Origin of the sequence: Pseudomonas sp. DWP2-2, assembly GCF_049897065.1 — a bacterium.
Lineage (GTDB): Bacteria > Pseudomonadota > Gammaproteobacteria > Pseudomonadales > Pseudomonadaceae > Aquipseudomonas > Aquipseudomonas paracarnis.
This window is the reverse complement of record NZ_JAFCVN010000012.1, coordinates 56,924-79,650: the sequence shown is the minus strand read 5'-3', so window position 1 is coordinate 79,650 and position 22,727 is coordinate 56,924. Positions and strand designations below refer to the sequence as shown.

Below are 22,727 nucleotides of genomic sequence, written 5' to 3'. Positions count from 1 at the left end.
ATCAGTCACCGAAGATATCGGCTGATCCACCGCATTCGCGAGCAAGCCCGCTCCCACATAAGATGACTGCTGTGTCAGTTGACCAGCGTGGCATCCAAGGTGATGGTCGCATTCAGCACCTTGGACACCGGGCACCCTTCCTTGGCCTTTTTGCTCAGTTCATCGAACTGCGCCTGGCTCGCGCCTGGGATTTTGGCTTTCAGGATCAGATGCACTGCTGTAATCGCAAAGCCGCCCTCGACCTGGTCCAGAGTCACTTCGGCCTGGGTGTCGATGCTGTCAGCCTTGAGCCCGGCGTCGCCAAGAATCATGGAAAACGCCATGGAGAAACAGCCGGCGTGAGCCGCGCCGATCAATTCTTCAGGGTTGGTACCCTTGCCGCCCTCGAAACGGGCCTTGAAGCCGTAGGGCGCTTCGCGCAGCACGCCGGTTTCGGTGGAAATGGAGCCCAGGCCAGTCTTCAGGTCGCCTTCCCAATGCGCGGATGCCTTTTTAACGATACTCATAGCTTTCTCCTCGAACGGTGGTTTTGCGTCGGTAAGGGTTCTGAGGATAGACGTCAAAACAAAGTTCATTCGTAAGAGAAACCTAGCAATCCAGTAGGAAATTTCAGAGCTACCTATTGAATCTCGGGTATATGCCCTCATTGCATAGAGCATGCACATGAAGCGGCAGGTTTTGGTTCGTCTAGAAAGCCTGCGCCCCCATTGGAGAAGCAGGCTTATGAAATCGCTGTCCGACGTAAAGTTCTCGACCCTCGACCTGGTGCCCGTACGCGCCAACGGCAGCCCGGCGCAGTCGCTGCGCAATTCCCTGGACCTGGCCCAGCATGTGGAGAAGTTCGGCTACCACCGTTTCTGGGTAGCTGAGCACCACAATATGGACGGCATCGCCAGTTCGGCCACCTCGGTACTGCTCGGTTACCTGGCAGGCGGCACCTCGACCATTCGCGTGGGGTCTGGCGGGGTGATGTTGCCAAACCACGCGCCACTGGTGATCGCCGAGCAGTTCGGTACGCTGGAAAGCCTCTACCCCGGTCGTATTGACCTGGGCCTGGGGCGCGCGCCCGGTTCCGACCAGATGACCGCCCGCGCCCTGCGCCGTGAACGCTCCGGCAGTGCCGATGACTTCCCCGAAGATGTGGCCGAGCTGATGGCCTACCTCGGCCCGCGTACGCCCGACCAACGGGTTATCGCGGTACCGGGCACCGGCACCAATGTGCCGGTGTGGCTGCTGGGTTCAAGCCTGTTCAGCGCACAATTGGCCGGTGAGCGTGGCTTGCCTTACGCCTTCGCCTCCCATTTCGCACCGCGCTTGATGCATGAGGCAATTCGCGTGTATCGCAATCACTTCAAGCCTTCAGCCGTACTGGACAAGCCCTACGTGATGCTCGGCATTCCGCTGGTGGCGGCCGACACCGATGAGCAGGCCGACTACCTGGCCACCTCGGTGTACCAGCGCATCCTCGCGTTGATGCGCGGCCAGAGCCTGGTGCAGCGCCCTCCAGTAAAAACCATGGACGGCCTGTGGTTGCCCCATGAAAAAGATGCGGTCGGTAGCTTCCTCGGCTTGGCCATGGTGGGCAGCCCGGCGAAGATTCGCGGCAAGTTGGAGGTGTTGATCGAGCAGACCGGTGCCGATGAGCTGATTTTTACCAGTGACCTGTATGAGCACGCAGACCGGATTCATTCCTACGAGCTGCTTGCACAAGTGATGAAGGGCTGAATGGTAAAACGATAGACCTGTGGCGAGGGAGCTTGCTCCCGCTGGAGTGCGCAGCGCTCCCATTTTTTTGGGGCCGCTACGCAGCCCAGCGGGAGCAAGCTCCCTCGCCACAGGTGCGTCGCTTATACAGCACGGGGTTAGCCGCGCTTGTAGGCAATTTCCTTGGTGCCACCTTCGCAGGTGCCAACTACCGTGTGGTCACTTGGCGTAGCACCTTTGTCCACCACTTCCAGCGAATACCCCGAAGCGCCGTTGGCGTCGATTTTCGCTGCGATTTCGCTTTTCAGCTCTTCACAAGGCTTGCCCGCCGCCATAGCGGTACCCGCAATGCTCAACAACCCTACCGCTAACAGAAACTTCTTCATCCGTTACTTTCCTTGCGCTGATCAAAAAGAGCGTGCCGACGCTCATCGCGTCGGCACCCGTTGTTTGTAGCGCAGGTTATGGCAATCGGCCAGCGGGCAAAGTTCAACTCTGCCGATCAACTACTGGCAATGCGGAATCCCACTTTGAGCGTGACCTGGAAGTGCGCAGCCTTGCCATCTTTGATGTGACCACGGGTTTCGGTCACCTCAAACCACTCCAGATGCTTGATGCTTTTGTTGGCTTCAGCCAGGGCATTGTTGATCGCGTCTTCGATACTGGTGGTGGAAGAGCCTACCAGTTCGACTTTCTTGTACGTGTGATGATCACTCATGGCGTTTCTCCTTTAGGTCGTCAATCAAGACTAGCAGCGAATGTGCGTACTGCTTCAGGCGACCGTTGGGAGGCGAAAGTTCAGAATTACTGCACTTTCTGGAACCGGCGCAGTCGGTATCTACACACGCCACTCAATCACTTCAGGAGATGTCCACATGGCCAACACTTCTTTACGCAAAGCGTCGCTGGAAAGCATGGAAGCCGAGATTTCGAGCCTGCTCAAATCGCTGGAGAGCCTCAAGGACGACGCGTCCGATGAGTCGCGCAAAACGCTGAAGGCCTTGAAAAGCAATGCCGAGAACGCCCTCAAGCACTCTCGCCACCTGATCAGCGACGCCTACGAAGAAAGCAAAGTCAAAATCCGCGAAACCAGCGCTGCCACTCGTGACTACGCACAAGAGCACCCCTGGACGACCGCCGGTGTCGCCGTTGGCGCGCTGGGCCTGCTGGCGGCTTATCTGCTGTGCAAACGCGGTGACTGATTGACCGGTTACATCGGTTGACGCAACAGCTCAGCCTTGAGCCATTGCGCCAACTGCCCGGCGCGCCCGTCTGCGGCGCGCTTGGGTAGCCACAACGCCAGGTGCGCCGGGGTTTCACTGAACCCCCAAGGCGCCACCAGGCGACCCGCTCGCAGGTCCTCTGCCACCAGCGGTTCTGGCGCAATTGCCACTCCCAAGCCGGCAACCGCCGCTTCCAGCAGATAATACAAATGCTCAAACCCCTGGCCGAGTTTCAGCGCGCCGGGCTCTAGGCCGTGTTGCCGTGCCCAACTGGGCCAGGCTTGCGGACGTGAGGTGGTGTGAAGCAAGGGTTGCTCCAGCAGATCCGACGCTGGGGCCTGACGCAGTTGTTCAAAACCGGCGAAGCGGGGGCTCAAGACCGGGCCGATGCGCTCGCTGGCCAGCTCATACACCTGCATATCCGCCGGCCACGGCGGCTCAGCGAATACCAGCAAGGCATCCAGCCCCGGGCGGCGCGGGTCCAGATCGCCTTCGCCTGCCGACAGGTGCAAGCGTAAATCCGGCAAGTCAGCATTCAACCGCCCCAGCCGAGGGATAAACCAACGCGCCAGCAAACTGCCTGAACAACCAAGAACGAAGGGCGCGTCAGCGCCGCGTTGGGTGAGTTCGGCGCACACGTCGCGCAAACGCTCGAAAGCCTCGCTGCTGGCATCTCGTAGCCTGACGCCAGCATCTGTGAGTTTAAGGCCGCGCCCATCCTTGATGAACAGGCTCACGCCCAAGTGCTCCTCCAGCACTTTCAACTGGCGGCTGACCGCACCATGGGTCACGTGCAATAGCTCCGCAGCCTGGCTGACGCTGTTAAGGCGAGCGGTGGCTTCAAAAGCGCGCAGGGCGTTGAGGGGAGGAAGGTCGCGGCTCATCTGTGAGTTTTCCTGACAGGTTGCGGCGATCTTATCGGTTTTCAGGTCAGAGCGTCACGAGTAGAGTGACCGTCATTGCCTTTAAACACATTTTTCCTGGAGCGTCCCATGACTCAGTCCCAGACCGATCTACGCAACGGCCCTGACGCCAACGGCCTGTTTGGTGCGTTCGGCGGCCGCTACGTCGCTGAAACCCTGATGCCGTTGATTCTCGACCTGGCCCGTGAATACGAAGCGGCGAAGGTAGATCCGGCGTTTAATGAAGAATTGGCCTACTTTCAGCGCGATTATGTCGGGCGCCCAAGCCCGCTGTATTTTGCCGAACGCCTGACCGAGTTCTGCGGCGGCGCCAAGATCTACCTCAAGCGCGAAGAGCTCAACCACACCGGCGCGCACAAGATCAACAACTGCATCGGCCAGATCCTGCTGGCCCGGCGCATGGGCAAGAAACGCATCATCGCCGAGACCGGCGCCGGCATGCACGGCGTGGCCACCGCAACCGTGGCAGCGCGCTTTGGCCTGCAATGCGTGATCTACATGGGCACCACCGACATCGAGCGCCAGCAGGCCAACGTGTTCCGCATGAAGCTGCTGGGCGCCGAGGTCATCCCCGTGGTCGCCGGCACCGGCACCCTCAAAGACGCCATGAACGAAGCCCTGCGCGACTGGGTAACCAATGTCGACAGCACCTTCTACCTGATCGGTACCGTGGCCGGGCCACACCCATACCCGGCGATGGTGCGCGACTTCCAGGCCGTGATCGGCAAGGAGACCCGCACCCAGTTGCAAGCCCAGGAAGGCCGCCTGCCGGACAGCCTGGTGGCGTGCATCGGCGGCGGTTCCAACGCCATGGGCCTGTTCCACCCATTCCTGGATGACACCAGCGTCGAGATCATCGGTGTTGAAGCCGCAGGCCATGGCATCGAAACCGGCAAGCACGCTGCCAGCCTCAACGGCGGCGTACCGGGCGTGCTGCACGGCAACCGCACCTTCCTGCTGCAGGACGACGACGGTCAGATCATCGACGCCCACTCGATTTCCGCAGGCCTGGACTACCCCGGCATCGGCCCGGAACACGCCTGGTTGCATGACATCGGCCGCGTCCAGTACACCTCGGTGACTGACGATGAGGCCCTGCAAGCCTTCCACAAATGCTGCCGCCTGGAAGGGATCATTCCGGCACTGGAAAGCGCCCACGCCCTGGCTGAAGTATTCAAGCGCGCGCCAAACTTGCCCAAAGATCACCTGATGGTGGTCAACCTCTCGGGCCGTGGCGACAAAGACATGCAGACCGTGATGCACCATATGGAACAGTCCAAGCAGGAGAAACACTGATGAGCCGCCTGCAAACCCGCTTTGCGCAACTTAAAGAACAAAATCGCGCCGCCCTGGTGACCTTCGTCACCGCTGGCGACCCCGGCTATAACACCTCGCTGGCGATCCTCAAGGGCTTGCCGGCCGCCGGCGCCGATGTGATCGAGCTGGGCATGCCCTTCACCGACCCGATGGCCGATGGCCCGGCCATCCAGCTGGCCAATATCCGCGCACTGGGCGCCAAGCAGAACCTGTTGAAAACCCTGCAGATGGTTCGCGAGTTCCGCCAGGACAACGACGACACGCCGCTGGTGTTGATGGGCTATTTCAACCCGATCCACAAATACGGCGTGTCGCAGTTCATTGCCGATGCCAAGGCAGCTGGCGTCGACGGCCTGATCGTGGTGGACATGCCCCCCGAGCATAACGGCGAGCTGTGCGACCCGGCCCAGGCCGCAGGTATCGACTTTATCCGCCTGACCACGCCGACTACCGATGACGTGCGCCTGCCTACTGTGCTCAATGGCAGCTCCGGGTTTGTGTATTACGTGTCAGTCGCCGGTGTCACCGGGGCGGGTGCCGCCACCCTGGAACACGTCGAAGAAGCCGTGGCCCGCCTGCGCCGCCATACCGACCTGCCGATCAGCATCGGCTTTGGTATCCGCACACCCGACCAGGCAGCGGCCATCGCACGCTTGGCGGACGGGGTGGTAGTGGGTTCGGCGCTGATCGATCACATCGCCACGGCCAAGAACGATCAGCAAGCCATTGATGGCGTGCTGACCCTGTGCGCAGCGCTGTCGGAAGGTGTGCGCAACGCACGCAAGTAAGTTGCACGGCGCAACGACCGCAGCTTATACGCTAGGCTTCAAAGGAGGTGGGCATGTCGCCCACCTCCTTTTTTAATGCACTTCGTGCCCTTTGCCGTCTAACCACCTTCGCAAGCCCCGCAGTCCTTGCCCCTCGGTCGTTAAGTTAGCCGCATCAGAAGTCATTCTTGGCTCTTAGGAGTACATCATGGCATTTGATCTCGTCACCGTTTCAGACCGTCGTCACTCAACCCTGCAAAAGGGTTTCAATCTGCGCTGGCCCTTGGGCAATGTGCAGGGCCAGTCTTCGCCCAATGGCGCCAACCTGATTTACCTTTGCCGCAGCCCGCAAGACATCATGGACGCCGCCGCCCAGGCATTGGCCCTGCCCAATGGACGCATCACCGTACGCAGCGGCGGTCATTGCTACGAAGGGTTTGTCGCCAACAAGATGCCCGACAGCCCGAATGAGGTGCTGTCGATCCTGGATATCAGCGCGCTGAACCGAGTGATCTACGATGCCAGCGGCCAGATCGGTTCCGAGCTGCGCCCCACGCAGCCCTTTCGCTACCGCTTTCGCCTGGAGGCCGGCGGCCAGAACTGGGACGCCTATGGCGCGTTGTACAAGCTGGCCAACAAAACCTTGCCCGGCGGCTCATGCTATAGCGTGGGCCTGGGCGGACACATTTGCGGTGGCGGCTATGGGCTGCTGTCGCGCAAGTATGGACTGGTGTGTGACTGGCTCAGCGGGGTCGATATCCTGGTGCCTGACAGCCAAGGCAAAGGGCTAGAACCGCGCCATGTCAGCAGGGACAGCACCCAACAGGACGAATTGGACCTGTTCGCCGCGTGCTGCGGTGCGGGGGGTGGTCAATTCGGCATTATCACCAGCTATTACTTCAAGGACCTGCCACCGGCCCCCAAAGAAGTACTGTGGCTGGTGTTGGAATGGGATTGGTCAGCACTGACCCAGGATGCACTTAACAATCTGCTGGTGGCTTACCAGAGATGGTTCGCCAGTCATCAGAGCAACCCGGACACCTGGGGCCTGGCGACCAAACTGGAAATGCGCCACGAGCACACAGGCAATATCACCTTGGGTATCCATTATGTGGACAAGGAGGGTGAGCTGAACGACCGTGCGCCCTTCGATGATTTTGTCGACAAGATGCTCACGGCCGTCGGCTTACCTGCCACCGAGTCGCTGGTGCCGTTTCATGTGGTCCATTTGCCGCCCGGCACAGCCGGCGGGCGCCCCATCGACTCAGTCTCATCCGCCCAGGCTGCGGCGCGGCGCCTGGACTGGCTGGTGTGCCAGCAAACATTGAATGGTTCGGGAGACAATCAGCGTGGGCGCTATAAATCGGCCTATCAGAAAGGTGAGTTCAGCCCCCAAGTGCTACAGGCCATCTGGACTACCCTGACCTGGCCGGACCCTGACAACCACCTGACACAAAGCCTGATCCAGATTCAGTCCTTCGGCGGCCAGATCAACGCCGCCAGCGCGCCCGTGCGCAAGGAGTCGTCGGCCGCCCAGCGTTCGTCCTTCCTCAAGTGGCAACCCCAGTGTTACTGGCACGACGACAGCGCGGCCGCGGATCAAGCCCATGCCGACTGGATCCGAGGGCTGTACGTCAATGCGTTTGCCGATGCGCAAGGCGTACCGCTCAACAATGCGTTCGAAGGCTGCTACATCAATTACCCCGACCTCGACATGACCTACACAGGCGGTAATCCGGCCAACGGCAAAAACCCCCAGTGGTACAAAATCTTCTTTCCCGATCTGATGATCGAAAGCCGCTTGCGCCGTACCAAGCAGCGCTGGGACCCGCACAATATATTTCGCAACGAGATGTCGGTGCAGTAGAACGAAAAAAGGGCGACCCGAAGGTCGCCCTTTTTACAGCTCGATCCGCTCGACTTTGCCGACCAGCAATATGTAGGAAAGCGCGCCGAGCAGCGCCAGGACCGCAATGTAGGTAATGGCCGGCGCAAATGACGAGCCACTGGCCAGAAAGCCAATCACGATAGGCGTGGCAATTGCCGCCAGGTTGCCGATGAAGTTGAACACCCCGCCGGTCAGCCCCAACAGACGGGCAGGCGCCAAGGTCGACACCAGCGACCAGGTGATCGACGCCAGGCCATTGCCGAAAAACGCCACCGCCAGAAACGCGATGACCCACCCCGTCGAGTCCACATAGTTGGCCCCGATGATCGCCGTGGAAATCAGCAGCCCACTGATGATCGGCAACTTGCGCGCAAAGCCCACCGATGCCCCACGGCGAATCAGCCAATCGGAAAACACCCCAGAACACAGCACGCCCACAAACGCGGCCAGGAACGGCAAGGAGGCCAGCAAGCCAGACTGGATAAAGTCCATGCCGCGATATTTCACCAGGTACGTCGGGAACCAGGTCAGGAAGAACCACAGCGTGGAGTTCAGGCAAAACTGGCCCAGGTAGATGCCCCACAGCTTGCGTTTGCTCAGCACGATGCCGAGGTCGGTCCAGCTGAAGGGTGCCTTGACGGTTTTAGCCTGCATGTCCACCAGCCCGCCACCGTCGCGGATCAGTTGGATTTCGGCTTCGTTGGCGCCTTTGAAATCTTTGGGCTCGCGGTACACCGCGTACCAGATCGCGGCCCACAGGATGCCGACGCCACCGGTCACCACAAACACCATGTGCCAGCCGTACTGGTGCTGCAGCCACGCCAGTACCGGAGTGAGGAACGCCAGGCCGACGAATTGCCCGGAGGTATAGACGCCGATAGCCGTGGCGCGCTCGCGCTCGGGAAACCAGGTGGTGACCACACGGCTGTTGATGGGATAGGCCGGCGCCTCCAACGCGCCCACGGCCATGCGCAGCACGAACAGCGCGATAAAGCTGGCGGCGAAACCGAGCATCACGGTGGCAATCGACCACAGCAGCAGGGCGGCCGTGTAGAGAATGCGCGGCGGCACCCGGTCTACCAGCCAGCCACCCGGGATTTGCATGGCGGCGTAGGTCCAGCCGAAGGCAGAAAAAATCAGCCCGACTTGCACCGGATCGATCCCCAGCTCGCTGGTCAGCGCGGGCGCGGCAATCGACAGGTTGCTACGGTCGAGGTAGTTGATGACCACGGTGATGAACAGCAGCACCATGATGAAAAAGCGCTTTCTGCTAGGCGTGACTAAAGAAGCCTGCCCGGTGAGGGATTCAGGGTGCATGGGGGTGCCTCTTTTTATATTTGTTGAGCGCGTTTCAATCAGGTGGAAATCACCACTCGGCAAAACTGCCATCGGCATGGCGCCAGATCGGATTGCGCCAGCGATGGCCGATGGCCGCGCGCTCAACCACATACTCCTCGTTGATCTCAATGCCCAGACCTGGGCCGTTGGGGATCTTCACAAAGCCCTGGTCATAGTCGAATACGCCTGGATCACGCACATAGTCGAGCAGATCGTTGCTTTCGTTGTAGTGAATACCCAGGCTCTGCTCCTGGATAAACGCGTTGTAGCAAACCGCATCCAGTTGCAGGCATGCCGCCAAGGCAATCGGGCCTAGCGGACAGTGCAGGGCCAGGGCCACGTCGTAGGCTTCGGCCATGTTGGCGATCTTGCGGGTTTCGGTGATACCACCTGCGTGGGAGGCGTCCGGCTGGATGATGTCGACGTAGCCTTCGCTGAGCACCCGCTTGAAATCCCAGCGCGAGAACAGGCGCTCACCCAAGGCGATCGGCGTACTGGTCAGCGGGGCCAGTTCTTTCAGCGCCTCGTAGTTTTCGCTGAGCACCGGCTCTTCAATGAACATCAGTTTGTACGGGTCGAGCTCTTTCATCAGCACCTTGGCCATCGGCTTGTGCACGCGGCCATGGAAGTCGACGCCAATACCCACGTTAGGGCCGACCGCATCGCGCACAGCAGCGACATTGGCCAGGGCCAGGTCGACTTTTTCGAAGCTGTCGACAAACTGCAATTCTTCGGTGCCATTCATTTTCACGGCTGTGAAGCCATGGGCCACCGCCTCTTTGGCGGCACGGGCAGTGTCGGCGGGGCGGTCACCGCCGATCCATGAATACACGCGGATTTTGTCACGCACCTGTCCGCCCAGCAGATCGCTGACCGACACACCGAGGGCCTTGCCCTTGATGTCCCACAACGCCTGGTCGATGCCGGCGAGGGCGCTCATGTGTACCGCGCCGCCTCGGTAGAAGCCGCCGCGATAGAGCACGGTCCAGATATCTTCGATATTGCGAGGGTCTTTGCCGATCAGGTAGTCGGACAGTTCTTCGACGGCGGCGGCCACCGTGTGAGCGCGGCCCTCGACCACAGGCTCACCCCAGCCGGTCACACCCTGGTCGGTTTCGACCTTGAGGAAGCACCAGCGCGGCGGAACGATAAAGGTCGTCAGTTTGGTGATTTTCATCTCTTGTCTCTCTTATAGATGCAGCGCCTGTGGGCGCGGAATATGCTCTCAGCTCAGGGCTTTCCAGGCGGCGACATAAGCCTGGGCACGGCTCGCAACCTGATCCACTGTCATGCCCGGCTTGAACAGCCCGGAACCCAATCCGAAGCCCTTGGCGCCGGCGTCGGTAAACACCTGCATGTTGTCCGGGGTAATGCCGCCCACCGGCAGCAGCAACGTGCCCGCCGGCAATACCGCCAGCCATGCCTTGATCACTGAAGGGCCCATCTGCTCGGCCGGAAACAGCTTCAACACATCGGCGCCTTCGGCCAGTGCGGCAAAGGCTTCGGTAGGCGTGGCTACCCCAGGCGACAAGTACAGGCCCGCCGCTTTGGCGGCACGCAGCACCTTGGCATCGCTGTGGGGCATGACGATCACCTGGCCTCCGGCCGCCTTGACCTGTTCGACCTGCTCAGGCGTCAACACCGTGCCGGCACCGATCAGGCAATCGGCGGGCAAGCTGTCGCGCAGGGTGCGAATGCTGGCGTAAGGGTCTGGCGAGTTGAGCGGCACTTCGATCACGCGAAAACCCGCGTCGTACAGCACTTGGCCGACCGCCTGGGCTTCGTCGGGGCGTAGGCCGCGCAGGATGGCGATCAAACCGTTTTGTGCGAGTGCTTGCTTGAGCATGTCAGGCCTCCAGTACAGGTCGAATGAGCCCGGCGGCTTGCGCCAGTTGCCACAGGCCACGCTCGGTGGCTTCTTGCGCCAGGCTGACGTGGGCAAATCCGCAAAGGGCGAGGGCGCGTTGATAGCGGGCGCAAAGTGCAGCAGCGCCGACCAGGATGATCGGCTGATGTTTGGCCGAATCTGGCAAGCCGGCGAGCTCATGGCCGATGAGCAGGCCAGACAGGTAATCGGGTTGCTGGTCGGGCGCCAGCTGCGCAGTGAGCCCAAGGGTACGGGCACTGAACAGGGTTGAAAGCACGCCACGCTGGCCATCGTTGGACAGCGCCACGCGCACGCCTTGATCAAACGCCTCGGCCTGGAACTGCTCGCTCGCTTGTTGGGTACGCCCCAGGATGCTGTGCTTGCTCAACACCGCAAACACTTCGCCAGTCATGAAGGTATCGAAATGGGTAATGCGGCCTTCCACCACCTCGACCCACTTGGAATGGCTGCCGGGCAGGCCGATCAACACCTGGGGCCCAAGCCCTTGCAGTACGCCGAGCACTTGGGTTTCTTCGCCACGCATGACATTGGGCAGACCCACTTGCTCGATCACCCCCGGCACGATATGCACCTGCACCCCACGCAGGCTGCGTATGCCATGCAATGCCTGGCCGAGACTGGCGACATCCACGGGCGTGCTGCGATAGGCCGCCTCGCTCCAACCCTGTGCGCTGCCGACCATGCCGCAAGCGATTACCGGCAGCCCGGGCTGGGCATCAAGCCAATCGCCACAGGCGCTATCGAACGCCAGTTCAAAGCCGTCAGTGCATAGCACACCGGCTATTTCCCGGGGCTCTGTGGGCAAATGCATGATGCCCCAGGCTTGAGAGCGCTGTTCCAGCACAACGCCCGCGGGGCCGAGTTTGTAAGCACGAAGGGAGCTGGTCCCCCAATCGAGCGCGATCAATTGCGCCTGCATCGCTTCACCTGAAATGAGTGGGTGCTGAAAAAAGCAGATGGGCGAATATAAACCTAGGGAGCGGAATATCTCAATATATAAATATCAATCCCATATAATGAGACAATACAAGATAAATCCTACAAACATTCTTGTTTTTACTTAGGGAAGGCCGCGGATTTATCGGGTAAGGAAGGTTAAAAAATCGACAAGTCCAGCTCGCGCATCGCGCCCATCCAGATGGCGTAATCGGTGTGGTCCTTGAGGTCGTCACCGGTTTCAGGGTGCAGGAACACCACCAGACCATTGCGATGCAGCGCCAGCCACGGCAACACCACACCGATATATTCCGGCTCGAACGCCAGCTGGCAACTCCAATCCGGGTGCGGGCCCACGGGCCGCTCGTGCACACGGCCCATGCGCAGCGGGAACAACTTGGCGGCGTCCTCACAGAGCGTGCGCGCCTGCTCAATCGTGCTGGCGTCGAAATAGATATGGGCGTGGTAGCCCTTGATACGTTGCATGACTGACTCCGGTTCCACTGTGCGCCGATCCTAGACCGCAATCGACGGCAGGGCCAGCCCGGTCAACGAGTGCGCACTGTTGGCCTGTTCCGCCACAAGCCACTCGACAAAGCGGTCCACCAACTGTCCGCGGCGTTTGCGCTGGGGTTGCACCACGTAATAGCCCAAGCGCGAGATCACCGTGGAGCTGATCGGCCGGCACAGCCAATTCTGCTCCAGCAGGTTATCCACCAGGTGGCGCCAGCCGATGGCGACGCCCTGGCCGGCAATCGCGGCCTGGATCAGCAAGGTGTAGTTGTCGAAGCGCAATTGCCCCGGGGTCGGCGCAGCCGTGATACCCAGTTCGCGGAACACGCCGTTCCAGTCAAACCATTGGCTGTTGTTTTCCTGGCGCAGGTGCAGCAACGGGCAGTCTTGCAAGGTCTGCACCGTCAGGGGCGCGACCTGCTCCTTGAGCCACTGTGGGCTGCACACCGGGAACACTTCCTCATTGAACAACCACAGGCTCTCGCCCTGCTTGAAACGGCCATCGCCGAACAGCACCGCCACATCAATATCGCTGCGCAGGGTGGCCGGGTTGCGCTCACTGGTGACCAGGCTGACATCCACCTGCGGGTTGGCCTGGTGAAAACGATGCAGGCGTGGCATCAGCCAATAGGCGGCGAAGGCAAAGTCGGTGGCGACTTGCAGCACTTCATGCTGGCTTTGTTGAGTGATGGCGCCGAGCCCCTGGTTGATGTTCTGCAGGCCGCCTTGCACATGCTCGAACAGCAGGGCACCGGCGTCAGTCAGTTCGATGCCGCGGTAAATGCGATCAAACAGGCGGATCGCCAGTTGCTCTTCAAGGCGTTTGATTTGCTGGCTGACCGCCGGTTGGGTGGTGCCCAGCTCCATCGCGGCCGCGGTGAAACTGCGATGACGCGCCGCTGCCTCAAAGGCGCGCAGCAAATCGAGAGAGAGGTCACCCAGCGCTTCATACATAAGCTCAACTTATCCTAGTCATTGCTGCTCATGGGCTTTACCCCATAATTCATGGGCCGCATGCTCATTGGCATAAACACTGCCTATGGAATGCCGAGAAACCATGAAGCGCAAGAACATTCTTTTCATCATGGCCGATCAGATGGCCGCGCCGATGCTGCCGTTCTACGGGCCTTCCCCGATCAAGCTGCCCAACCTCAGCCGCCTGGCGGCACAAGGCGTGGTGTTCGACGCCGCCTATTGCAACAGCCCGCTGTGCGCACCGTCGCGCTTCACCTTGGTCAGCGGCCAGTTGCCGAGCAAGATCGGCGCCTACGACAACGCCGCCGATTTCCCCGCCGATGTGCCGACCTATGCCCACTACTTGCGCCGCCTCGGCTACCGCACCGCGCTGTCGGGCAAGATGCACTTCTGCGGCCCCGACCAGTTGCACGGCTATGAGGAGCGCCTGACCAGCGACATCTATCCCGCCGACTACGGCTGGGCAGTGAACTGGGATGAGCCAGACGTACGACCTACCTGGTATCACAACATGTCCTCGGTGCTGCAAGCCGGACCGTGCGTGCGCACCAACCAGCTGGATTTCGACGAAGAGGTGGTGTTCAAAGCCCAGCAATATCTGTTCGACCATATCCGTGAGGAAGGTGACCAGCCGTTTTGCCTGACGGTGTCGATGACCCATCCCCACGACCCTTACACCATTCCCAAGCCGTTCTGGGACTTGTACGCAGACACCGACATCCCAATGCCCGCGACGCCGCCCCAGGCCGACCTCGACCCGCATTCCCAGCGGCTGCTCAAGGTTTATGACTTGTGGGACAAACCGCTGCCTGTGGATAAGATCCGCGACGCCCGCCGCGCCTACTTCGGTGCGTGCAGCTACATCGACAGCAACGTCGGCAAGCTGCTGCAGACCCTGGAAGAGACCGGCCTGGCCGACGACACCCTGATCATTTTCTCTGGCGACCACGGCGACATGCTTGGCGAGCGCGGCCTCTGGTACAAAATGCACTGGTTTGAAATGGCCGCCCGCGTGCCGCTGCTGATCAGTGCGCCGGGGCAGTTCGCCGCTGGCCGCGTCACCCAGGCCGTGTCGACCGCCGACTTGTTGCCGACCCTGGTGGAATTGGCCGGCGGCAAGCTGGACCCGGACTTGCCGCTGGACGGCCGCTCACTGGTCCCGCACTTGCAGGGGCAGGGCGGGCATGACGAAGTGTTTGGCGAATACATGGCCGAAGGCACCGTCAGCCCATTGATGATGATTCGCCGGGGCGCCTACAAATTCATCTACAGCGAGGACGATCCTTGCCTATTGTTCGATGTGCACAACGACCCGAGCGAGCAGGAAAACCTCAGCCAGTCAGCTGAACATCGGCCATTGTTCGAGGCGTTCTTGCGTGAAGCGCGGGCTAAATGGGATATCCCGGCGATCCATCAACAGGTGCTCGCCAGCCAACGCCGTCGCCGACTGGTGTTTGAAGCGCTGACCCATGGCAAGCTCAAGAGCTGGGATCACCAGCCACTGGTAGACGCCAGTCAGCAGTACATGCGCAACCATATCGACCTTGATGACCTGGAGCGCAAAGCACGTTTTCCACAACCCTGCCAAAACCAATAAGTAGACAGAGGGAAGGCCATGCAAAAGTTGACCGTGGTACTGAGTTTGGTGATGCTCAGCAGCGCCCAGGTGTACGCAGACACCCGCTGCGAAACGGTAAAGATGGCCGACCCAGGCTGGAGCGATATTGCCGCCACCAACGCTATCACCAGTTTCCTGCTGACGGGCATGGGCTATCAACCCAAGGTCGACACCCTGGCGGTGCCGATTACCTTCGGCGGGCTCAAGGACGGCCAGGTGGATGTCTTCCTCGGCAACTGGATGCCGGCGCAGCAAGGCTTCTACGACAAGTTCGTGGCCAACGGCGATGTGGTGCAACTGGCGAAGAACCTGGAGGGCACCGAGTTCACCCTCGCCGTGCCGGACTACGTGTGGGACGCCGGGGTGCATGACTTTGCCGACCTGAATAAATTTGCCGACAAGTTCGACAAGAAAATCTACGGCATTGGCTCCGGCGCGCCAGCCAATATCTCGCTGCAGGAGATCATCAAGAAGAATGATTTCGACCTTGGGCAGTGGAAGCTGATCGAGTCCAGCGAACAGGCGATGCTCGCAGAGGTCTCGCGAGCGGTGAAGAAACAGCGTTTTATCACCTTTCTCGGCTGGACCCCGCACCCGATGAACGTGCAACTGAAAATGCGCTACCTCAAGGGCGGCGAGCAGTACTTTGGTGCCACCGGCAGCGTCTATACCTTGACTCGCAAGGGTTACGCACAAGCGTGCCCCAATGTCGGCAAACTGCTGACCAACCTGAGTTTTACCCAGGCCATGGAGAACAGCATCATGGCTGACGTGGCGAACAACAAGGTCAGCAATGCGCAGGCGGCGAAGACGTGGATCAAGGCCAACCCGGCGGTCCTGGACCAATGGCTGGAGGGGGTGAAAACCCTGGACGGCCAGGAGGCGTTGCCAGCGGTAAAAGCCAAACTCTGACGTTAAAATCGGACGCAGAGCGTCCCGAGCAGCATTCCCACGCAGAGCGTGGGAACGATCAACTCTGACGCTTGCCGCTGACCCTGTGGGAGCTGGCTTGCCTGCGATAGCATCACCCCGGTATGCCTGTCACACCGAGGCGCCAGCATCGCAGGCAAGCCAGCTCCCACAGGTACCCATGCATATTGATACTCTTGCCAAAACCCTTTATCCGAGCCCGCGATGCCCCGGCCCAACCGCCATACACTTTTGCCCTTCCTGCGCTGGCTGCCGCGCCAAACCCGCGCCAGCGTCGGCCGGGACGCGATCGTCGGCCTCAGCGGCGCTGTGCTTGCGCTGCCGCAGTCGATTGCCTACGCACTGATCGCCGGTCTCCCACCCGAATATGGGCTCTACGCAGCCATCATCCCAGTATTGATCGCCTGCCTGTGGGGCTCGTCCTGGCACCTGATCTGCGGGCCCACGGCCGCCATCTCCATCGTGCTTTACGCCAGCATCAGCCCACTGGCCGTGCCAGGCTCCCAGGACTACATCACCCTCATCCTGTTGCTGACCTTCCTCGCCGGGGTATTCCAATGGTTGCTCGGCCTGCTGCGCTTCGGCGCGTTGGTGAACTTTGTCTCCCATTCGGTGGTGCTGGGTTTCACCCTGGGTGCCGCCGTAGTGATCGCCTTGGGGCAATTGCCCAACCTGCTCGGCTTGGATTTACCGAGCCAGGCCACGGCTATCAATGGCCTGCTGGCGCTGATCGACCATCGTGGCGAGTGGGACCACGCGTCCCTGGCCCTGGGGCTGGGTACGTTGCTGACAGGTATGCTGCTCAAGTACCTGGTGCCACGCTGGCCGACACTGTTGATCGCCTTGGTGTTGGGCAGCGTGGCGGCATGGCTGTGGCCGGCGATGTTCGGGCATGTGGCACGGGTCAGTTCGTTTATTGGCAAACTGCCGCCGTTCAGCCCGTTGCCGATGGATCTGGATCTGGTGCTGCGCCTGCTGCCCAGTGCCGTGGCGGTGGGAATGCTGGGGTTGGTGACCAGCCTGTCGATTGCCCGTTCGCTGTCCGCCCGCTCGCAACAACTGCTCGACGCCAACCAGGAAGTACGCGCCCAGGGCTTATCCAACATCGTGGGCGGATTTTTTTCCGGCTACCTGTCAGCCGGATCGTTCACCCGCTCGGGCCTCAGTTATGAGGCGGGTGCCTGTTCGCCATTGGCGGGTGTGTTTTCGGCCCTGTGGGTGGCGCTATTCGCGTTATTTGGCGCAGCGTTGATCGCGCATATTCCGATCCCGAGCATGGCGGCGAGTATCCTGCTGATCTGCTGGGGCCTGGTGGACCACCGCGGCATTCGTGCGCTGTTCCGGGTCAGCCGCGCCGAATTTGTGGTGATGAGCCTGACCTGTGTCGCCACCTTGTTGTTGGAGCTGCAAACGGCGATCTATGCCGGGGTACTGGCGTCGCTGTTTTTCTACCTCAAGCGCACCTCGCAGCCACGGGTGCAACACTGGCGCGACGGTGAAGCGGATGTGTTGCGGGTGGGCGGCTCGATCTTTTTTGGCGCCAGCCATTACCTGCAAGTGCGCCTGCAACGTCTGCAGGGTGAGCGGGTGGTGATCGAGGCGCAGCAGATAAACTTTATCGACTATTCCGGGGTGGAGATGCTGCACCAGGAGGCGCGGCGGTTGGCGGGGTTGGGCCGTAGCTTGACGTTGCGTGGGGCCAGGCCGCAGGTGGTCGAGGAATTGATGAAGCTGGAGGGGTCGGATAACTGCCCCCTCCATTTCGAAGACTAAACCCGATCAACTGTGGGAGCTGGCTTGCCTACGATAGCGGTGGATCAGCCAGCACATGGGTAACTGACCTATTGCTATCGCAGGCAAGCCAGCTCCCACATTAAGTGTGCCCACATCAGCGTGTGGGATCAGGCCAATTGCCGGCGCAGTTCGGCCAGTACGGGCGCCGAATCCGGACGCACACCGCGCCACAGCAAGAAGGCTTCCGCCGCTTGTTCCACCAGCATGCCAAGGCCATCCATCGCCACCGCCGCGCCTTGCTCGCTCGCCCAGCGGCAGAATGCGGTGGGTTCCTTGGCGTACATCATGTCGTAGCAGAAGGTCTTGCCCGGCTCGATCAGGCTGCCGGCAATCGGCGGTACATCGCCTGACAGGCTGGCCGACGTGGCATTGATGATCACATCCACCGGCTCACGCAACCAGTCGAAACCACTGGCAGACACCGGGCCCAGGTCATCGAACAGCTCAGCCAGTCGCTCGGCCTTTTCCACGGTGCGGTTGGCGATGATCAACGACGAGGGTTGCTGCGCCAGCAACGGCTCCAGCGCACCGCGTACCGCGCCACCGGCGCCCAACAACAGGATGCGTTTGCCTTGCAGGCTCAGCCCGGCATTGACCGTCAAGTCGCGCACCAGTCCCGCGCCGTCGGTGTTGTCGCCCAACAACGTGCCGTCAGCCAATTTGCTCAAAGTGTTTACGGCGCCGGCGCGCTGCGCCCGTTCGGTCAGGGTATTGGCCAAGCGATAGGCCTCTTCCTTGAACGGCACGGTCACGTTGGCGCCACGGCCGTGTTGGAAGAACTCACGGGCACAGGCGGTGAAGTCCTCCAACGGCGCGAGCATCGTGCTGTAGTCCAGTTGTTCGCCGGTCTGGGCAGCGAACAGACGATGAATCAGCGGCGATTTGCTATGGCCGATGGGGTTGCCGAACACAACATAACGGTCCATCACACCGCCGCCTTGGGCGCGGCAACGCCGAGCCAGTCACGGTCTTGCAGGAAGTAGTCGGTGAGGCGCGCCTCTTCGCTGCCGGCTTCGGCCTTCCAGTCGTAGCTCCAGCGTACCTGAGGTGGCAGCGACATCAGGATCGACTCCGTACGCCCGCCCGATTGCAGGCCGAACAGGGTGCCACGGTCATAGACCAGGTTGAACTCAACGTAGCGGCCCCGGCGGAACTCCTGGAACTGGCGTTGTTGCTCGGTGTACGCCATGGCCTTGCGACGCTGCACAATCGGCAGGTAGGCATCGATGTAGGCATCGCCGATGGCGCGGATGAAGGCGAAGCAGGTGTCAAAGCCCCACTCGTTCAAGTCATCGAAGAACAGGCCACCGATGCCACGGGGCTCGTTGCGGTGCTTGATGTGGAAGTAGGTGTCACACCAGGCCTTGTAGCGTGAGTACACGTCCGGGCCAAACGGTGCACAGGCCTGCTCGGCCACGCGGTGCCAGTGAATGCAGTCTTCTTCATTGCCGTAATACGGGGTGAGATCGAAGCCACCACCGAACCACCACACCGGTTCTTCACCTTCCTTTTCAGCGATGAAAAACCGCACATTGGCGTGGGAAGTCGGTACATGCGGGTTATGCGGATGGATCACCAGCGACACACCCAGGGCCTCAAACCCACGGCCCGCCAGTTCAGGGCGATGGGCACTGGCAGACGGTGGCAGACCGCTGCCAAACACGTGGGAAAAGTTGACACCGCCTTTTTCGATCACCGAACCGTTTTCCATCACACGGGTACGACCGCCACCGCCGGCTGGCCGGGTCCAGGCGTCTTCGATAAAGCGAGTGTCCGTCTCGAAGGTTTCCAGGGCGCTGCAAATGCGGTCTTGCAGGTCAAGCAGGTAGGCTTTAACGGCCTCGGTGCGGGTAGTCATGGCATCACCTTGAATCGGGCAAAGCTACGCGAGGCCCATGGGGCGTCGGCGGCAAATGGGCGCACAGGATACCACTGCGCCTACATGCCACTGCACTTAGGTGCGCAGCAGTTGACGAGGATCAAGCTTAGGAGTCCGATAGGGGGCTACGCAGATTCGAACCCAAGGAGAAGTGCAGATGGCCAAACGTATCCAGTTCAGCGCCCATGGCGGCCCCGAAGTACTTGAATATGTGGACTACACGCCAGCGGAGCCTGGCCCACAGCAGGTTCGGGTGCGCAACGAGGCCATCGGCCTGAACTTCATCGACACCTACTTCCGCAGTGGCCTCTACGCGCCGCCCGCGCTGCCATCGGGCCTTGGTGCGGAAGGCGCTGGCGTGGTGGACGCGGTGGGCAGTGAAGTCAGCCAATTCAAAGTTGGCGACCGCGTGGCCTACGGCAGCGGCCCGCTGGGTGCCTACAGCGAGCTGCATGTGTTGCCTGCGGCCAACCTGGTGCACCTGCCGGATGAGATCAGCTTCGAACAGGCCGCCGGTGCCATGCTCAAAGGCCTGACCGTGCAATACCTGTTGCGCCAGACCTATGAGCTCAAAGGCGGTGAAACCATTTTGTTCCACGCCGCTGCGGGGGGCGTGGGTTCCCTGGCCTGCCAATGGGCCAAGGCCCTGGGGGTAAAGTTGATCGGCACGGTCAGTTCCCCGGAAAAAGCCGCCCTGGCCAAATCGCTAGGCGCTTGGGAAACCATCGACTACAGCAAGGAAGATGTCGCACAACGCGTACTGGAATTGACTGACGGCAAGAAGTGCCCGGTGGTGTACGACGGCGTCGGCAAGGACACCTGGCTGACCTCACTGGACAGCGTGGCGCCACGGGGTTTGGTGGTGAGCTTCGGCAACGCGTCGGGTGCGGTGGATGGGGTGAACCTGGGGATTCTGTCGGCGAAGGGTTCGCTGTACGTAACCCGGCCAACGTTGGCGACCTACGCCAACAGTGCGGCAAACTTGCAGGCGATGGCGGACGATCTGTTTTCGATGATCAAGAGCGGCAAGGTGCGCATTGATATCAACCAGCGCTACCCGCTGGCGGAGGCGGCCAAAGCGCAGACGGAGTTGTCGGCGCGGCGCACGACTGGCTCAACCATTCTGCTGCCTTAAGATCGTTCCCACGCTCTGCGTGGGAATGCATACCGTGACGCTCTGCGTCACAAGCGGACGCAGAGCGTCCAATGCGGCGTTCCCACGCAGAGCGTGGGAACGAGCTGCACCTTACGAGGGGCGCACCACATCACCCGTCACCAGGTCCCGAATCAGGCTCGGGTTCTTGCGCCCACCCAGGGCGCCGCCCAACACCAAGTCCACTTGCCCGCGAAAATACTGCTCTACGCGAAGCCGCGTGCGGGCCGCCGGGCGGCCCTGAGGGTTGGCCGAGGTGGAAATCAACGGGCCGACCTGGGCGCACAAATCTCTCACCAACGGATGATCACTGACCCGCAGCGCTACGGTGTCATGCACACCCGTGACCCATTCAGGCAGCAAGTCTTGATGGGGCACCAGCCAGGTATTCGGCCCTGGCCAAGTGCTGGCCATGCGTTCGATCCACGTTTGCGGGAAATCTTCAAACAGAAAGTCGAACTGACGAATATTATCCGCCACCAGGATCAGGCCTTTGTCGACCGAGCGGTTCTTGATCGCCAACAGTCGATCCACTGCTTCTTCGTTCCACGGGTCGCAGCCCAGGCCCCAAACCGCTTCGGTCGGATAGGAGATCACTGCGCCTGCGCGAATTTCCCGTGCGGCTTCCAGCACACGCCACCTGTTGACCATTGTTTACTCTCCGGACTAAAGCTCTGGGCAGTTTACCGATCTTCGTTACAAAACCTAGCGCCAAAAACGGGCCATTACAAAAGCGGGCACCGCGCCAGCCAGCGCCCGCTTTCGCAAATCACTTGGCCCTCCAACTCCAGTTCCGTCAGGGTGGCCAGTACTTGGGACAACGGCCGACCGCTGGCAATCGCCAAGGCTTCGCTGCTAAGCGGTGCCGCGTGCAGCAGCGCCACCAACGGATGGATCACGGGCACCGGCGCAGCATGGGACAACCGCTGCCAACCGCGCAGGCTTTCAAGAATGTGCTCGATGGTTTCCACAAGCACCGCGCCATCACGGATCAGCTGATGACAGCCCTTGGCGGCGGGGTGGTGGATGGAACCCGGAATCGCGTACACCTCGCGCCCTTGCTCCGCCGCCAGGCGTGCGGTGATCAGCGAGCCGCTGGCCATACTGGCCTCCACCACCAGCACGCCTAACGACAGCCCGCTGATAATCCGGTTGCGCCGTGGGAAATTGCCGGCCTGGGGCGCTGCATCCAGCGGAAATTCGGAAACCACGGCGCTGCCTTGGGCAATCATCGCCGCGGCGAGCCTGCGATGGCGCTGTGGATAAAAATTTTCCAGGCCAGTGCCGAGCACGCCGATGGTATGGCCGCCTACGTCCAATGCCGCCTGGTGCGCCGCGCCGTCAATGCCCACCGCCAGCCCACTGGTGATGACAAAACCGGCGCTCGCCAGGCTACGGGAAAAGGCCGCTGCCGTGTCCATGCCCGGGCGAGAGGCACGCCGACTTCCCACCATGGCCAACTGTGGTTTTTCCAGAATACCGGGGTCGCCCGCCACGAATAACAACGGCGGCGCATCGTCGATCTGCGCGAGCAACGCCGGGTAATCAGGTTGGTCCCACATCAGCAAATGCTGGGCCGGGCGCCCCAGCCAGGCCAACGCTTCACTGGCACCGTCACGGACTTTGGGGCTACGTCGGGCCTCGGCACTGACGGCGGGCAAACCGAGGGAATGCCAGGCGCTGGCGGGAGCACTCAGGGCCTTGGAAGCGCAACCAAAGGCTTCGATCAATACGTGAAAACGCTTGGGCCCCAGTTCTGGCAGCCTGTGCAAGCGTAGCCGGGCTTCCAGCTCTGCCGGGGAAATATCGCTACTGTTTATCGGATTCATATGATCATCCTTGACCGGAACAAGCTGTGGATAACTCTGTTGGTAACTTATT

The 22,727-nt window shown here is 61.0% G+C and carries 23 protein-coding genes; 9 read left to right on the top strand and 14 right to left on the bottom strand.

Translation table 11 applies throughout. From position 1 onward, the window contains the following. Positions 1-74 precede the first annotated feature (74 nt). A complete protein-coding gene (locus ACP7CZ_RS22140) occupies positions 75-506 on the bottom strand; it encodes an OsmC family protein (protein WP_003187311.1) in 432 nt (143 codons plus the stop codon). Positions 507-723: 217 nt separating this feature from the next. Between ACP7CZ_RS22140 and ACP7CZ_RS22135 the strand changes: the two genes are divergently transcribed. Further along, positions 724-1,725, top strand: coding sequence for an LLM class flavin-dependent oxidoreductase (locus ACP7CZ_RS22135; RefSeq protein WP_034129211.1), 1,002 nt, complete (start codon positions 724-726; stop codon positions 1,723-1,725). Positions 1,726-1,862: 137 nt separating this feature from the next. On the opposite strand, the gene ACP7CZ_RS22130 is transcribed toward ACP7CZ_RS22135, so the two are convergent. After that, entirely contained in the window at positions 1,863-2,090 is a 228-nt protein-coding gene (locus ACP7CZ_RS22130) for a DUF1161 domain-containing protein (RefSeq protein ID WP_198715748.1), read from the bottom strand. Positions 2,091-2,206: 116 nt separating this feature from the next. Next, positions 2,207-2,422 carry a dodecin gene (locus tag ACP7CZ_RS22125; RefSeq protein WP_005783406.1) on the bottom strand — a complete coding sequence of 72 codons (216 nt, stop codon included), beginning with the start codon at positions 2,420-2,422 and terminating at the stop codon, positions 2,207-2,209. Positions 2,423-2,579: 157 nt separating this feature from the next. Between ACP7CZ_RS22125 and ACP7CZ_RS22120 the strand changes: the two genes are divergently transcribed. Beyond that, positions 2,580-2,906, top strand: a complete 327-nt coding sequence (locus tag ACP7CZ_RS22120; RefSeq protein WP_003187304.1) for a DUF883 family protein — start codon at positions 2,580-2,582, stop codon at positions 2,904-2,906. A gap of 8 nt (positions 2,907-2,914) precedes the next feature. Here the strand turns inward: ACP7CZ_RS22120 and ACP7CZ_RS22115 are convergent, their stop codons facing one another. After that, on the bottom strand, positions 2,915-3,811 hold the full coding sequence (locus ACP7CZ_RS22115) for a LysR family transcriptional regulator (RefSeq protein WP_054897253.1): 897 nt from the start codon (positions 3,809-3,811) through the stop codon (positions 2,915-2,917). 108 nt (positions 3,812-3,919) lie between these two features. Here ACP7CZ_RS22115 and trpB point away from each other — a divergent pair, with 108 nt between their 5' ends. The 3 genes from trpB to ACP7CZ_RS22100 all read left to right on the top strand — a co-directional run bounded on the left by trpB (position 3,920) and on the right by ACP7CZ_RS22100 (position 7,801). Further along, the gene (gene trpB / locus ACP7CZ_RS22110; RefSeq protein WP_003187301.1) at positions 3,920-5,146 is read left to right on the top strand and encodes a tryptophan synthase subunit beta; all 1,227 of its coding nucleotides are present in this window, start codon (positions 3,920-3,922) and stop codon (positions 5,144-5,146) included. Next, positions 5,146-5,955 (top strand): tryptophan synthase subunit alpha, encoded by an 810-nt coding sequence (gene trpA, locus ACP7CZ_RS22105; protein WP_054897254.1) that lies wholly within the window; start codon positions 5,146-5,148, stop codon positions 5,953-5,955. The genes trpB and trpA overlap by 1 nt, the downstream gene beginning before the upstream one ends. A gap of 187 nt (positions 5,956-6,142) precedes the next feature. Beyond that, complete coding sequence (locus ACP7CZ_RS22100) at positions 6,143-7,801, top strand: FAD-dependent oxidoreductase (protein ID WP_294191051.1); 1,659 nt, start codon at positions 6,143-6,145, stop codon at positions 7,799-7,801. A gap of 33 nt (positions 7,802-7,834) precedes the next feature. Here the strand turns inward: ACP7CZ_RS22100 and ACP7CZ_RS22095 are convergent, their stop codons facing one another. The 6 genes from ACP7CZ_RS22095 to ACP7CZ_RS22070 form a co-directional block, all read right to left on the bottom strand. Then, positions 7,835-9,139 (bottom strand): MFS transporter, encoded by a 1,305-nt coding sequence (locus ACP7CZ_RS22095; protein WP_032894350.1) that lies wholly within the window; start codon positions 9,137-9,139, stop codon positions 7,835-7,837. 49 nt (positions 9,140-9,188) lie between these two features. Further along, positions 9,189-10,337 carry a galactonate dehydratase gene (gene dgoD, locus ACP7CZ_RS22090; protein WP_294191048.1) on the bottom strand — a complete coding sequence of 383 codons (1,149 nt, stop codon included), beginning with the start codon at positions 10,335-10,337 and terminating at the stop codon, positions 9,189-9,191. Positions 10,338-10,385: 48 nt separating this feature from the next. Beyond that, a complete protein-coding gene (locus ACP7CZ_RS22085) occupies positions 10,386-11,006 on the bottom strand; it encodes a 2-dehydro-3-deoxy-6-phosphogalactonate aldolase (RefSeq protein WP_054898859.1) in 621 nt (206 codons plus the stop codon). Between the two features lies 1 nt (position 11,007). Further along, positions 11,008-11,967 carry a 2-dehydro-3-deoxygalactonokinase gene (locus ACP7CZ_RS22080; RefSeq protein ID WP_034129204.1) on the bottom strand — a complete coding sequence of 320 codons (960 nt, stop codon included), beginning with the start codon at positions 11,965-11,967 and terminating at the stop codon, positions 11,008-11,010. Positions 11,968-12,143: 176 nt separating this feature from the next. Then, a complete protein-coding gene (locus tag ACP7CZ_RS22075; protein ID WP_014716300.1) occupies positions 12,144-12,470 on the bottom strand; it encodes a DOPA 4,5-dioxygenase family protein in 327 nt (108 codons plus the stop codon). A 30-nt stretch (positions 12,471-12,500) separates the two neighbouring features. Beyond that, positions 12,501-13,451: a choline sulfate utilization transcriptional regulator gene (locus ACP7CZ_RS22070; RefSeq protein ID WP_034129203.1), complete on the bottom strand. Its 951-nt coding sequence runs from the start codon at positions 13,449-13,451 to the stop codon at positions 12,501-12,503. A 103-nt stretch (positions 13,452-13,554) separates the two neighbouring features. Between ACP7CZ_RS22070 and betC the strand changes: the two genes are divergently transcribed. From betC to ACP7CZ_RS22055, 3 genes are all read left to right on the top strand, one after another. Next, the gene (gene betC, locus ACP7CZ_RS22065; protein WP_054920979.1) at positions 13,555-15,069 is read left to right on the top strand and encodes a choline-sulfatase; all 1,515 of its coding nucleotides are present in this window, start codon (positions 13,555-13,557) and stop codon (positions 15,067-15,069) included. Between the two features lie 18 nt (positions 15,070-15,087). After that, a complete protein-coding gene (choX, locus tag ACP7CZ_RS22060; RefSeq protein WP_133633620.1) occupies positions 15,088-16,002 on the top strand; it encodes a choline ABC transporter substrate-binding protein in 915 nt (304 codons plus the stop codon). Between the two features lie 222 nt (positions 16,003-16,224). Beyond that, on the top strand, positions 16,225-17,793 hold the full coding sequence (locus ACP7CZ_RS22055) for a SulP family inorganic anion transporter (RefSeq protein ID WP_294191037.1): 1,569 nt from the start codon (positions 16,225-16,227) through the stop codon (positions 17,791-17,793). Positions 17,794-17,921: 128 nt separating this feature from the next. On the opposite strand, the gene aroE is transcribed toward ACP7CZ_RS22055, so the two are convergent. Continuing rightward, the gene (aroE, locus tag ACP7CZ_RS22050) at positions 17,922-18,740 is read right to left on the bottom strand and encodes a shikimate dehydrogenase (protein WP_034129199.1); all 819 of its coding nucleotides are present in this window, start codon (positions 18,738-18,740) and stop codon (positions 17,922-17,924) included. Continuing rightward, positions 18,740-19,672, bottom strand: a complete 933-nt coding sequence (gene hemF, locus ACP7CZ_RS22045) for an oxygen-dependent coproporphyrinogen oxidase (protein ID WP_014716294.1) — start codon at positions 19,670-19,672, stop codon at positions 18,740-18,742. Before hemF ends, aroE begins: the two co-directional genes overlap by 1 nt. Positions 19,673-19,850: 178 nt before the next feature. Between hemF and ACP7CZ_RS22040 the strand changes: the two genes are divergently transcribed. Beyond that, complete coding sequence (locus ACP7CZ_RS22040) at positions 19,851-20,828, top strand: quinone oxidoreductase family protein (RefSeq protein ID WP_034129198.1); 978 nt, start codon at positions 19,851-19,853, stop codon at positions 20,826-20,828. Between the two features lie 111 nt (positions 20,829-20,939). On the opposite strand, the gene ACP7CZ_RS22035 is transcribed toward ACP7CZ_RS22040, so the two are convergent. Further along, positions 20,940-21,497 (bottom strand): L-threonylcarbamoyladenylate synthase, encoded by a 558-nt coding sequence (locus ACP7CZ_RS22035; protein WP_426175116.1) that lies wholly within the window; start codon positions 21,495-21,497, stop codon positions 20,940-20,942. Between the two features lie 74 nt (positions 21,498-21,571). Beyond that, a complete protein-coding gene (gene dprA, locus ACP7CZ_RS22030; protein WP_054898864.1) occupies positions 21,572-22,675 on the bottom strand; it encodes a DNA-processing protein DprA in 1,104 nt (367 codons plus the stop codon). Positions 22,676-22,727: the final 52 nt, after the last annotated feature.